The sequence below is a fragment of the Paraglaciecola sp. 20A4 genome, assembly GCF_011378905.1.
In the GTDB taxonomy this organism is placed as follows: Bacteria; Pseudomonadota; Gammaproteobacteria; order Enterobacterales; family Alteromonadaceae; genus Paraglaciecola.
The window spans coordinates 55250-67992 of sequence record NZ_WTPY01000018.1 but is presented as its reverse complement, the minus strand read 5'-3'; the positions used below and the strand labels follow the sequence as shown (position 1 = coordinate 67992).

At 43.4% G+C, this 12743-nt stretch carries 12 protein-coding genes; 7 read left to right on the top strand and 5 right to left on the bottom strand.

Annotated elements, in window-relative coordinates; all coding sequences use genetic code 11:
• Positions 1 to 139 precede the first annotated feature (139 nt).
• Positions 140 to 1324, bottom strand: a complete 1185-nt coding sequence (locus GQS54_RS15520) for an acetyl-CoA C-acyltransferase (protein WP_166424881.1) — start codon at positions 1322 to 1324, stop codon at positions 140 to 142.
• A 258-nt stretch (positions 1325 to 1582) separates the two neighbouring features.
• Here GQS54_RS15520 and GQS54_RS15515 point away from each other — a divergent pair, with 258 nt between their 5' ends.
• From GQS54_RS15515 to GQS54_RS15490, 6 genes are all read left to right on the top strand, one after another.
• A complete protein-coding gene (locus GQS54_RS15515) occupies positions 1583 to 1978 on the top strand; it encodes a MerR family DNA-binding transcriptional regulator (protein WP_166424880.1) in 396 nt (131 codons plus the stop codon).
• Positions 1975 to 3144 (top strand): isovaleryl-CoA dehydrogenase, encoded by a 1170-nt coding sequence (locus GQS54_RS15510; protein ID WP_166424879.1) that lies wholly within the window; start codon positions 1975 to 1977, stop codon positions 3142 to 3144. The genes GQS54_RS15515 and GQS54_RS15510 overlap by 4 nt, the downstream gene beginning before the upstream one ends.
• 100 nt (positions 3145 to 3244) lie before the next feature.
• Positions 3245 to 4852: a carboxyl transferase domain-containing protein gene (locus tag GQS54_RS15505; RefSeq protein WP_166424878.1), complete on the top strand. Its 1608-nt coding sequence runs from the start codon at positions 3245 to 3247 to the stop codon at positions 4850 to 4852.
• A gap of 12 nt (positions 4853 to 4864) precedes the next feature.
• Complete coding sequence (locus tag GQS54_RS15500) at positions 4865 to 5680, top strand: enoyl-CoA hydratase/isomerase family protein (RefSeq protein WP_166424877.1); 816 nt, start codon at positions 4865 to 4867, stop codon at positions 5678 to 5680.
• Positions 5677 to 7704 carry an acetyl/propionyl/methylcrotonyl-CoA carboxylase subunit alpha gene (locus GQS54_RS15495; protein WP_166424876.1) on the top strand — a complete coding sequence of 676 codons (2028 nt, stop codon included), beginning with the start codon at positions 5677 to 5679 and terminating at the stop codon, positions 7702 to 7704. Before GQS54_RS15500 ends, GQS54_RS15495 begins: the two co-directional genes overlap by 4 nt.
• A complete protein-coding gene (locus tag GQS54_RS15490; protein ID WP_166424875.1) occupies positions 7701 to 8609 on the top strand; it encodes a hydroxymethylglutaryl-CoA lyase in 909 nt (302 codons plus the stop codon). Before GQS54_RS15495 ends, GQS54_RS15490 begins: the two co-directional genes overlap by 4 nt.
• 46 nt (positions 8610 to 8655) lie before the next feature.
• On the opposite strand, the gene GQS54_RS15485 is transcribed toward GQS54_RS15490, so the two are convergent.
• Together GQS54_RS15485 and GQS54_RS15480 are read right to left on the bottom strand one after the other, a co-directional pair.
• Positions 8656 to 9066 (bottom strand): hypothetical protein, encoded by a 411-nt coding sequence (locus GQS54_RS15485; RefSeq protein ID WP_166424874.1) that lies wholly within the window; start codon positions 9064 to 9066, stop codon positions 8656 to 8658.
• A gap of 110 nt (positions 9067 to 9176) precedes the next feature.
• Complete coding sequence (locus GQS54_RS15480) at positions 9177 to 9713, bottom strand: SRPBCC family protein (RefSeq protein WP_166424873.1); 537 nt, start codon at positions 9711 to 9713, stop codon at positions 9177 to 9179.
• Between the two features lie 464 nt (positions 9714 to 10177).
• On the opposite strand from GQS54_RS15480, the gene glgC reads away from it, so the two are divergent.
• On the top strand, positions 10178 to 11440 hold the full coding sequence (gene glgC, locus GQS54_RS15475; protein ID WP_166424872.1) for a glucose-1-phosphate adenylyltransferase: 1263 nt from the start codon (positions 10178 to 10180) through the stop codon (positions 11438 to 11440).
• A 67-nt stretch (positions 11441 to 11507) separates the two neighbouring features.
• Here the strand turns inward: glgC and GQS54_RS15470 are convergent, their stop codons facing one another.
• Positions 11508 to 12317, bottom strand: a complete 810-nt coding sequence (locus GQS54_RS15470) for an alpha/beta hydrolase (RefSeq protein WP_166424871.1) — start codon at positions 12315 to 12317, stop codon at positions 11508 to 11510.
• A gap of 12 nt (positions 12318 to 12329) precedes the next feature.
• Positions 12330 to 12518: a hypothetical protein gene (locus tag GQS54_RS15465; RefSeq protein ID WP_240919967.1), complete on the bottom strand. Its 189-nt coding sequence runs from the start codon at positions 12516 to 12518 to the stop codon at positions 12330 to 12332.
• Positions 12519 to 12743 lie beyond the last annotated feature (225 nt).

Sequence of the window (12743 nt, the reverse complement as noted above, 5' to 3'; positions counted from 1 at the left end):
ATAACATAACGGTTTAATCAGTTATATTTTCGATATTAAAACTAATTTATCACGATACTATACAAAGCGTTACAGGAAGAAAAACACAATAACAAGATGGCGCCGATACGCCATCTGTTTAATTAACCGCTATGCTACGTTAGGTGAGCATTTCAAATGCAATTGCGGTTGCTTCACCGCCACCGATGCAAATAGCAGCAACGCCTTTTTTCAAATCACGTTGCTTCATAGCATGTAATAAAGTCACGATAATACGTGCACCTGATGCGCCAATGGGATGACCTAAAGCGCATGCTCCACCTTTTACGTTAACTTTAGCGGGATCAATATCCAGTTTACTCATACCGAGCATAGTCACCATGGCAAAAGCTTCGTTAATCTCAAATAAATCAACGTCATCTTTTGACCAACCGGTTTGGGCGAATAGCTTTTCCATTGCGCCTACTGGTGCCACAGTAAAGTTTTCTGGTTCTATAGCATTTGAACTATGCCCAACAATACGAGCCAACGGTGAGTAGCCTTGCGCTTTAGCCTCTGACTCACTCATGACTAATAACGCAGCTGCACCATCAGATATAGAACTTGAATTAGCGGCGGTCACTGTGCCGTCTTTCGTAAATGCAGGGCGAAGTGAAGGTATTTTCTCTGGACGTGCATTACCTGGCCCTTCATCATTTTCAACCACAACCTCACCTTTGCGAGACGCGATGGTAACAGGCGTTATTTCGTCTTTAAATAATCCATTAGCAATAGCATCATTGGCTTTTGTCAGTGAACTTAACGCGAACTCATCCATTTGCTCTCGAGTGATATTTTCCTCATCAGCTTTGGATTGAGCAAAACACCCCATGGCTTTGCCATCATAAGCATTCTCAAGTCCATCTAACATCATGTGATCCAGCATTTGACCATGGCCCATACGATAGCCTTGACGTCCTTTTGGCAATATATAAGGGGCGTTAGTCATGCTTTCCATACCACCAGCGACAATGGCTTTAGCGCTGCCCGCTTTGATCAAGTCGTGGGCTAACATCACCGCTTTCATGCCAGAGCCACATACTTTATTAAGAGTAATTGCACCGCTTGCTAGAGGAAGACCCGCTTTTATGCTCGCCTGACGTGCGGGGGCTTGGCCAAGGCCAGCTGGCAAAACACAGCCCATAATAACTTCATCTACTACCGGCCTATTTGCCCCGGCTTCATCTAACACAGCGCGAATGGCACTCGCTCCTAAATCACAGGCACTGAGTGCCGACAACCCGCCCATGAATCCACCTAAGGGGGTGCGTTTCGCACTTACAATTACCACTGTATCGTTACTCATTTTGCTCTTCTCCTATCGATGATGGACTATTTTTATCAACTTAGTTTATATATGACACGTTAATTTACTATCGCTTTTGAAACATTGAGAGCTAGTGAGATAAGGTTTTTGAACCAGACTCAATTTTTTTCGCATTTCAATGTTGACGAATTGTAACTCATACTTTACCTTTACGTTAACTTGCACTTTACGTTAACGTAAAGCCTGAAGAAATAAATATTTACCAGATAATCCAAAATTTTGTCACAAGGCCGACCCATGACCGAAAAAATTTACACGATAGGTGAGTTAGCAAAAAAGCTTGATATCACTTCACGTTCAATTCGTTTTTACGAAGAATCAGGACTACTGAACCCTACGCGTAATGGACAAAATAGAGTTTATAAGAAAAAAGACAAGGTACGTTTAAAGCTAATACTTCGTGGTAAACGCTTAGGTTTTTCTTTAGCAGAAACCAAGACACTATTTGACTTATATGACAGTCATCAAAATTCAGAAGCGCAATTAGAGGCCATGCTGAGTATGACTGAGCAAAAACGTATCGTGATGGCTCAACAATTGGAAGATATTAAAGCCTTAATGATGGAGCTTGATGATGTAGAAGCCCGTTGTAAAGACGAACTGACCACAATTAAGCAAGGAAAAATCGCATGAATGCCCCCTACCCCACTCTAAACTTTGGCCTTGGCGAAGACATCGATATGTTACGCGAACACGTATATAACTTCGCTCAAGGTGAGATAGCACCATTAGCAGAAAAATCAGATTTAGAAAATAGCTTTCCCAATCAATTATGGCCAAAACTAGGTGATATGGGTCTTTTAGGTGTGACGGTTGCTGAGCAGTATGGCGGCTCTAACATGGGATATTTAGCGCATGTGGTTGCTATGGAAGAAGTCAGCCGAGCATCTGCCGGTATTGGCTTAAGCTACGGTGCTCATTCAAACTTATGTGTTAATCAAATTCATAAAAATGGATCTGACGCGCAAAAAGAAAAATATCTACCTAAATTGGTCAGTGGAGAGCATATTGGTGCTTTAGCTATGAGCGAGCCTAACGCAGGCTCAGATGTCGTCAGTATGAAACTACGCGCCGATAAAAAAGGCGATCACTATATTCTTAACGGTAATAAGATGTGGATCACGAATGGACCAGATGCTCATACCTTTGTGATTTACGCTAAAACTGATCTTAGCGCAGGTTCAAAAGGCATGAGTGCCTTTATCGTTGAACGTGGCACTGAAGGTTTTAGTCAGGCACAAAAGCTCGATAAGTTAGGCATGCGTTCATCTAATACCTGCGAACTGGTCTTTGTTGATTGCCCTGTTCCAGCTGAAAACCTCATTCGTAATGAAGGCGATGGTGTTCGCGTTCTAATGAGCGGATTAGATTATGAACGTCTTGTTCTATCAGGTGGTCCGCTTGGGATTATGCAAGCCTGCATGGATTTAGTTGTGCCTTATATTCACGATCGTCAGCAGTTTGGGCAGTCCATAGGGGAGTTTCAATTGGTCCAAGGTAAGGTTGCCGATATGTATACACAAATGAATGCCGCCCGAGCCTATGTATACACGGTAGCACGAGCATGTGATCGGGGCGAAACAACCCGCAAAGATGCCGCTGCGGTTATTCTATATTCAGCAGAATTAGCGACCAAGATGGCCCTTGATGCCATCCAACTACTCGGTGGCAATGGCTATATCAATGAATTTCCAGCTGGACGCTTACTACGTGATGCGAAACTTTACGAAATTGGCGCCGGAACATCAGAAATTCGCCGTATGTTAATTGGTCGCGAATTATTCAAAGAGTCAGCTTAATTTAATCTTCAAAAGCATATAACTCACATCGCGTGTTAAACGTTACTTTACAAAACAGTGCCATCAGTAGACCTGACGGCCATTAATTTGGAGCAATACCGTGCCCCGCATAATCAGTAAAATAAATTCCAAATCACAAGAGTTTGTAGATAATGCTGCGCACATGCAGGCGCAAATCGATGATCTAAATGATAAAATCAGTTTGATCAAACAAGGTGGTGGCGAAAAAGCGAATAAGCGCCATACCGATCGAGGCAAGCTCCTGCCCAGAGTGCGTATTGACGAATTACTTGATGTTGGCTCCCCGTTTTTAGAGTTATCACAATTGGCGGCATGGGAAGTCTATGACGACTATGTACCCAGCGCAGGCGTTATTGCAGGTATCGGCCGAGTCTCAGGCATCGAATGTATGATAGTCGCCAACGATGCGACGGTTAAAGGTGGAACTTACTACCCTTTAACCGTGAAAAAGCATTTACGCGCGCAAACTATCGCGCAACAGAACAACTTACCCTGTATATACTTGGTCGACTCAGGTGGCGCCAACCTACCCCGTCAAGATGAAGTGTTTCCCGACAGAGAACATTTTGGCCGTATCTTTTTCAACCAAGCCACCATGTCAGCGCAAAACATACCGCAAATTGCAGTCGTAATGGGTAGTTGCACCGCAGGCGGCGCATACGTACCAGCTATGGCAGACGAATCCATTATCGTCAAAAACCAAGGAACTATTTTTCTCGGTGGGCCGCCCTTAGTTAAAGCCGCTACCGGAGAAGTCGTCACCGCTGAAGAATTAGGTGGTGGCGATGTACACTGCAGAACATCGGGTGTGGTTGACCATTTGGCCAACAACGACCAGCACGCATTACATATCGCCCGAGATGCCATTTCCCGATTGAATCGCGTTAAACCTTTAACGCTAGATGTTAAGCCTAGCGTAGACCCTATTTATCCTAAAGAAGATATCTATGGCATTATCCCTAAAGATTCGCGTCAGCCTTACGACGTACGTGAAGTCATTGCCCGGGTGGTTGATGGCTCTGAATTTGACGAATTTAAAACCCTTTATGGAAATACTTTAATTTGCGGATTTGCACGAATATTTGGCTATCCAGTCGGTATTGTCGCTAATAATGGGATTTTATTCAGTGAATCAGCACAAAAAGGTGCTCACTTTATCGAGCTTTGCGCCCAGCGCAAAATCCCCCTTGTTTTCTTACAAAACATCACCGGTTTTATGGTCGGTAAACAATACGAAGCGGGCGGCATAGCGAAGCACGGCGCTAAGATGGTAACCGCTGTTGCATGTGCTAACGTCCCGAAGTTTACCGTTCTAATTGGCGGTAGTTTCGGCGCGGGTAATTATGGCATGTGCGGTCGAGCCTATGACCCACGTTTTATGTTTATGTGGCCTAACGCACGTATATCGGTAATGGGCGGTGAACAAGCTGCTGGCGTATTATCTCAAGTAAAACGTGAACAACGTGAGCGAGCAGGCGAGACCTGGAGTGACGAAGAAGAAAAGACCTTTAAACAACCTATCGTTGATACCTACGAACATCAGGGACACCCCTATTACGCTTCAGCTCGGCTTTGGGATGATGGCGTAATCGATCCCGCAGACACGCGCATGGTACTTGGGCTGTCAATTTCGGCCAGTTTAAATAAAGCCATCGAGGACACCCAGTTTGGGGTGTTCAGAATGTAAGGATGCCTGAGTATGGATAACCCAATAATATCAAATTCGATAACAGACTGTGTAACCTGTGAAATTGACCCACGTGGAGTGGCGACCGTTACCCTTAACAGGCCCGAGGTACACAATGCCTTCGACGATGTTTTAATTGCTCGTTTGAGCGAAATATTCACGCAACTTGGAAATGACCAAACGGTACGTGCGGTCATTCTTGCTGCGACAGGTAAAAGTTTCTGCGCGGGTGCTGATTTAAACTGGATGAAGCGCATGGCGACATACTCCTATGAGCAGAATCTAAATGACGCTAACAATTTAGCCACCATGTTGCACACACTTAATACCCTGCCAAAACCAACTATTGCTAGGGTTCAAGGTGCTGCATTTGGTGGCGCTGTAGGTTTAATCGCCTGCTGTGATATGGCGGTAGGCAGTAAGTTGAGCAAGTTCAGTTTAAGTGAGGTCAAGCTAGGCTTAATACCCGCGACTATAAGTCCATATGTCATTCAAGCGATCGGCGAACGGAATTCTCGACGTTACTTTGTTACAGCAGAAGTATTCTCGTCGCGCCGAGCCAGACGCATCGGCTTACTAAGTGAAAGTGTCACCGAAGAAGAGCTAGATAGCACCATCGATGGCATGTTAGATAATATACTTAAAAATGGCCCTCACGCTGTATCTGCAGCCAAGCAGTTGATACTTGATGTGGCAAATCGTGTTCCTGACGAGGCCCTTAGGAATATAACCAGCGAACGTATTGCTAAAACGCGGGTATCAACCGAAGGCCAAGAAGGTCTAGGTGCCTTTTTACAAAAACGTCGACCTAATTGGTATATCTCATGATTAAAAAACTCCTAATTGCCAATCGTGGCGAAATTTGCTGTCGTATTATTAACACAGCGAAGCGCATGGGTATCCAAACGGTTGCCTTATATTCGGACGCGGACAGTAAAGCACTACACGTCAAAATGGCTGATGAAGCCATTCATATTGGTCCATCGCCATCTAACCAGAGTTACCTGAGAATTGATAAGGTCATCGCTGCTGCCATAGCAACCGGTGCAGACGCTATTCACCCAGGCTATGGATTTTTGTCGGAAAATGCCGGTTTTGCCAAAGCCTGCGCAGACAATAATATCATTTTTGTCGGCCCCCCAATTCAGGCTATTGAAGCGATGGGCTCTAAATCTGCAGCCAAGCATATTATGCAACAAGCTAATGTACCTTTAGTACCCGGCTACCATGGCGCAGACCAATCAGCCGCGCTTATTAAACAACACGCAGACGACATGGGTTATCCTGTTTTACTTAAAGCCGCCGCCGGTGGCGGCGGAAAAGGCATGCGCCAAGTATGGAGCGCAGACGAATTTGATGATGCTCTTGCGGCAGCAAAGCGTGAAGCCATGTCGAGTTTTAACGACGATATCATGCTAGTTGAAAAATACCTGACCCAACCTCGCCACGTCGAAGTTCAAGTATTTTGTGACCATCATGGTAATGGTGTGCATATCTTTGAGCGTGATTGCTCTGTGCAAAGACGCCATCAAAAAGTGATAGAAGAAGCACCTGCCTTCAAAATGTCTTCAACCCTACGCGCGGCCATGGGCGATGCAGCGTTAAAAGCAGCAAAAGCAATTGATTATGTCGGCGCAGGGACCGTAGAGTTCTTGCTTGATACTGATGGCAAATTCTACTTCATGGAGATGAATACTCGATTACAAGTCGAGCATCCCGTCAGCGAAATGATTTCAGGACAAGATTTGGTTGAATGGCAGTTACGTATTGCCGCCAATGAAACCTTACCTAAAACTCAAGATGAATTATGCATTAATGGTCACGCTTTTGAGGCGCGTATTTACGCTGAAGATCCAGACAACGAATTTTTGCCCGCTACGGGTACCTTGCATTTATTGGAAACGCCACAAGAATCCGCTCATGTTCGGATAGACAGCGGCGTAGTGCAAGGTGATGAAGTATCTGTTTACTATGACCCGATGATCGCTAAGTTAATCGTATGGGATACAGACCGTGAAAGAGCTTTAGCTCGATTGAGTCAATCTCTTGGAGAATACCGCATTGACGGTGTTACCACCAACATCCCGTTTCTACGACGCTTAATCGATACTCAAGCATTTAAAGATGAAGAAATTGATACTAGCTTTATCGAAAAACATCACGAGAAAATTTTTCAAAAAAATAGTGTAGACAGCAAAAATCAGCTCTTAAATTTGGCCATATACTTGTCTTTGTCTGAGCAGCCTATCACCTCAGTAAACAATCAGGATAGTCAATCACCTTGGGGCCTCATTTGTGACTGGCGCGCAAACGATATTTACGTAAATAACTACTTTATTCTGCTAGATAATCAAGAGCACGAAGTCAAAGTACAAAGAATACAAGTAGATAATCAAACGTCTACGCCCCACGGTACGTTTATGATTGATTTGCACGGCCAATCATACCGATGTGAGGGGCAAATAGCGGGGAATCGACTACTCGCTACCGTCAACGGACACAGTGAAAGTGTCACCATAAACCAAATCGAACATGAATATGCAGTATTTCATAGTCATGGAATGGCTAAATTTACCCATGTTCAAAAAGACTTGGGGGTGAACGATGACAGTGATCAACACGGTGCCTTTGTTGCGCCAATGAACGGTACGATTGTCGCTCTACTCGTTGAGCCGAATCAAAGCGTTAAAAAAGGACAGACCTTAATGATAATGGAAGCCATGAAAATGGAACATGCCATTAAAGCCACTCAAGACGGATTAGTAAGCGAGTTCTTTTATCAAGCAGGTGAACTTGTAGACGGTGGGGCTGCATTATTGGACTTTATTGCCAATGAGGAGACCTCATCGTGAATAGCCGTTTACCTAAACATGTCAAAATTGTTGAAGTCGGCCCCAGGGACGGATTACAAAATGAAAAGCAAAATATTGATTTGGCTACCAAAGTAACCTTAGTCGAAGAGTTGGCGAAAGCGGGTTTAACGATGATTGAAACCGGTAGTTTCGTATCACCCAAATGGGTACCTCAAATGGCAGATTCAGCTCAGGTCTTTTCCGCTATTCATCGTGAAAAAGGGGTGACATACAGTGCACTAACGCCAAATTTAAAAGGATTTGAGTGCGCTATGTTAGCCGGGGCCGATGAAGTAGCTATATTTGGCTCAGCATCTGAAACCTTTTCTCACAAGAATATTAATTGCTCTATTGCCGAAAGCCTCGAGCGTTTTGAGCCTGTTATAGCTGCGGCTAAGGCGCAAGGGATAAAAGTTAGAGGCTATGTTTCTTGTGTTTTAGGTTGTCCATATGAAGGGGATATCCCCCCAGAGAGCGTTGCTAGGATAGCAAAGACCCTTCTCGACATGGGGTGCTATGAGATTTCCTTGGGAGATACTATCGGAGTGGGTACGCCCATCGCAACGCAAACTATGCTCACAGCCGTATTAGAAATCGTACCTAAATCAGCAGTTGCTGTTCATTTTCACGATACGTATGGCCAAGCATTAGCCAATATCTTAGTTGCCCTGCAACTTGGTATTAATACGGTGGATAGCGCAGTAGCAGGGTTAGGTGGGTGTCCGTATGCGAAAGGTGCATCGGGCAATGTCGCCACCGAAGACGTGGTTTATATGTTAAATGGCATGGGTATTTCAAGTGGAATAGATTTGACTTTGTTAACCCAAGCTGGTCGTCATGTTTGTGCTAAATTAGGCATTGATTCGACTTCAAAGGTCGCCAAAGCCTTAGCTCAACATAGTTAGAAAACAAGATACCTCGGTTTTTACGCTGTCAGTACAGATAAGCTAGTTAATCTGAGAGCTTCATTATTTGCTGTATTAACCACCACTTAGCCTGCTTTGTATCTGGAAAAAAACGATAATTTTCGCCGGCGTCATCAAATACTTGTGCCAAGTGACGTTTTGAAAACGCCGGAGTATTTGACTGCTCCACGACCATGGCCGTTGCGACCCTGCCCAATGCTTTTTGGGCTTGTATCACTTTTGATAAAAATGCTGCCGCGTCAGGAACATAAATTGGGTCTCCATGTAGCACAACCAAAGCACCCCATCGACTTCCGCTCAGTTCTTTCAATATCGGTTCCATTTGCTTTTCAGACTCCATTACGGATTCCAAATTCCATGGTCCTTGGCCTTCGACTAATAAAATATTATCAACAACATCAAGCTCTACACTGCCATGGGTTGGAAATCGACTCATATCACCTCTCAAACCAATTGTTTTAGCTCTTACCCCATAATGGGAGGATCAGATATGTTCAACTAAAAAAAGACAGGCTCCACCTAAATTGAACCTATACTAGCCCCGCTTCACAATCGCAGAAACTCTGCTTCTGATATAACTTTCAGATTTTCTAACCCCATCTGTAAGTCTTCGCCAATCATACGATCCATAAAGAAAGCAACGTAATGTAATAAAGGATTCCCACCTACGTCACCATAATCATGCCAAATAACGACAGTTTCACCGTCCTTATCGCGCAAAGTAAGTTCACCCGTTGATCCCATTCCCATATCGGGGAAGGTCAACGTGTAAATAAAGCGCTGGTCTTGTTCAAGCGCAATAACTTCCATTTCCCCGTTCCCTTGGGACTCACTTTTCCACGTTGAACTCATCCCCACTGCTGCATCAGGGCCCGCGTAAGCTACTTGCATATTAGGATCGCGCTTAAACCACACCCCCCAATTTTGCCATTGACGTAAATCTTTTATATTGTCGAAGACGATATTTGCTGGGGCATTGATTCTAATAGTGCGGACAACCTTAAAATCTGACGGTAAACACCAACCTACCAGAATGATAAAAATCAAAAATGCAACAATCCCCAAGCTTAACTTTTTCAACATGACGCAGCTCCTCACTCAACAGTGTGTGAAATATATAACATTTACTTAACACTTTCCCGTGATTTAGCGGGAATACATATACTCAAATCTTGAAAAATAATTATATTAATCAAAAATATGCCATAACTTACCAGCACAGTACGAGAAGAAAAACGACCAATCAAGTAAACTCTCAAATACATACATCGCTGCATAAATAAGGATTAACTCAAAGCAAGCTTCAAATAATTAATTCAGAAAATAAAAACTGTTCATTTGACGACTTTTTAAGCTCATAACAATTAAGTTACTAATATGTTAAAAATGCAGGTCAATTCCTCAATAAGCAAATTGAAATCAAAGCCAGCCCGTGCCACACTGGGTTTCACCAGAACGGAAGTCAAAAAGATAAGACTCCGTTGTTGTGTCTTACCTATACACTGAGAACGTCACAAAAAAATCTAATAAGAATGGAGTCAATTGTTATGCCCAATCCAAGTCCTCGTTATATTAGCAACCTGACCCGCGAAACCTACGCCCTGATTCTAGCTGGCGGTAGAGGTTCTCGTCTTCACGAATTGACCGACTGGCGGGCCAAGCCTGCTTTGTACTTTGGGGGGAAATTTAGAATCATCGACTTCCCATTATCAAACTGTATAAATTCAGGGATAAAACGTATTGGCGTCGTGACCCAATATAAATCCCATTCTTTGATCCGTCATCTCGTAAGGGGCTGGGGACACTTCAGAAAAGAATTAGGAGAATCTGTCGAAATTTTACCTGCTTCTCAGCGCTCATCAGGTAACTGGTACGAAGGCACAGCCGATGCGGTATTCCAAAACATCGACATCATTCGTGATGAAATACCTAAATATGTCATGATTTTATCTGGTGACCATATTTACAGTATGGATTATGCGAATATTCTTGCGCACCATGTAGAGTCTGGTGCAAAGATGACGGTAAGCTGTATGCCTGTTCCAATCGAAGAAGCTGCAGGTGCATTTGGTGTTATGTCAGTTGACGAAAATTATCGTATTTTAGGTTTTGAAGAAAAACCAGAGCACCCTACTCCATTACCTAACGACCCAACACGTTGCCTTGCGTCTATGGGTAACTATGTCTTTGATACTGACTTTCTTTTCGAGCACCTGAAAAGGGACTCACAGAATGAGGGCTCTGAGCGTGATTTTGGCAAAGATATTATCCCCTCAATAATCAAAGAACATGCTGTTTACGCTTATCCGTTTGCCAATGAAGACGGAGAAGTTTCCTACTGGCGAGATGTAGGTACCTTGGATTCGTTTTGGTTAGCCAACATGGAGTTAGTTTCTCCTAAACCACCGCTTAACCTTTACGATAAAAAATGGCCGATATGGACGTACCAAGAGCAATTACCACCAGCAAAATTTGTTTGGGAAGAATATAACCGCTGTGGTGCCGCGATTGACTCAGTGGTCAGTGGTGGTTGTATTATTTCTGGTGCAACCGTGCGCAAGAGTTTGTGTTTCTCGAATGTACACGTGCATTCTTTTAGTGAGATAGAAGAGTCTGTATTACTACCTGATGTAGAAATTGAGCGTAATTGTAAGATAAAGAAAGCCATAATCGATCGTGGTTGCATCGTGCCAGAAGGCATGGTGATTGGACATAATCATGATGAAGATAGGGCAAGAGGATTTCGAGTCACCGACAAAGGTGTTGTGTTAGTTACCCGAGAAATGCTTGGTCTTAAAGTGGGGATATAACCATTTTATCTAACCAAAAAAACCAGACTTAGTCTGGTTTTTTTATAAGTTAATTTGCCCTCATTTTTTATTGGGCTGCTTCCCACTTTTCAATCGTTTGATTGATTAACGCGGCAGTTTCAATTGGCGATTCAAGAGGAAACATGTGCCCGCCACCAGAAAATACAGTGTGCTCTAAATGATTCCCTCGAATAAATGGGCGTATACGACGCTCAGTACACACCATTGTATGTTCCCCTGTAACTAATAGCGCCGGACAAGCAAGCTTCCCATAGTAACGTGGAATATCATCAGGAACGTTACGAAATATATTCGCTTCAACTTCTGGTTTAAAATGTAAATGAATATGCTCGTCCCGTTGCTCAGTGACGCTACTTACATAGTCAGCGATACAATCTTTATCCATATTTTTAAACAACGCCCTAGCTTGAAAATACGCGACTAAATCTTGATCTTTCCCCCAGCGACGACATCGATTAACGGTCTTCCCTGCTGGTGTAAATTTATCTATCAACGATGTCGCTTTTATCCCGCCAAAAAGTAACCGGGTTAGTCCGGTAATCATGGGAGGATCGAGCATGATCAAGCCTTTAAATAAGTCTGGTCTGGTACATGCCGCCATATATGAAACAACCCCCCCAAACGAATGCCCCACAGCATAAACAGGATGTTGCTGAGTTGATTCAATATAATTAATCAACTCCTGGGTTTGATTTTGCCAATTCTTTGAAATAGGGAATCGTTTGGTGTGACCAAATTTTTCTAGGGCACACAAACCGTAATCGTCGTTTAGGGCATCAAATAACTTACGATAACTCCCCGCAGGAAAGCCATTCGCATGAGCAAAATGCACATTCACTTCGTTATTATGTTCCAACTTTATGTCCTTTTAACCATTACGTTTTTCTGCTGCGGCCCAGTCTACTGGGTTCCTTCTGTCGGTCCAAATAAAAGCGATGATCGCTAATACATCAGTTACTGAAACCGCAGATAAAGACAATCGTAAAGCCTCAACTTCACCACGCTCATCTGTCAGCGACTTACTTAAAATACCGATAAAATTGAATACACAAACCAAGGTTAGTATTGTTAATACATAGGTACGTTAAGGCTTAATAATTTGTTTAAAATTCTCCTGCTGAGTAACAGGCACAGCGCTGATATTCGCAGTCATTTATGCTCCCGCAAATGTAACTATTTTCTATGTTCGCGAACCCCATACTAATCTTGTCAGTGTCTAAATAACAATAACTTTGTGATAAAATCGTAAACTAAATGTAAACATAACAAGTACTTATATACA

Bases quoted from the DNA above. Each gene is read 5' to 3' on its own strand.
- GQS54_RS15520 (WP_166424881.1), bottom strand. From the start codon at position 1,324: ATGAGTAACGATACAGTGGTAATTGTAAGTGCGAAACGCACCCCCTTA.
- GQS54_RS15515 (WP_166424880.1), top strand. From the start codon at position 1,583: ATGACCGAAAAAATTTACACGATAGGTGAGTTAGCAAAAAAGCTTGAT.
- GQS54_RS15510 (WP_166424879.1), top strand. From the start codon at position 1,975: ATGAATGCCCCCTACCCCACTCTAAACTTTGGCCTTGGCGAAGACATC.
- GQS54_RS15500 (WP_166424877.1), top strand. From the start codon at position 4,865: ATGGATAACCCAATAATATCAAATTCGATAACAGACTGTGTAACCTGT.
- GQS54_RS15495 (WP_166424876.1), top strand. From the start codon at position 5,677: ATGATTAAAAAACTCCTAATTGCCAATCGTGGCGAAATTTGCTGTCGT.
- GQS54_RS15485 (WP_166424874.1), bottom strand. From the start codon at position 9,066: ATGAGTCGATTTCCAACCCATGGCAGTGTAGAGCTTGATGTTGTTGAT.
- GQS54_RS15480 (WP_166424873.1), bottom strand. From the start codon at position 9,713: ATGTTGAAAAAGTTAAGCTTGGGGATTGTTGCATTTTTGATTTTTATC.
- glgC (WP_166424872.1), top strand. From the start codon at position 10,178: ATGCCCAATCCAAGTCCTCGTTATATTAGCAACCTGACCCGCGAAACC.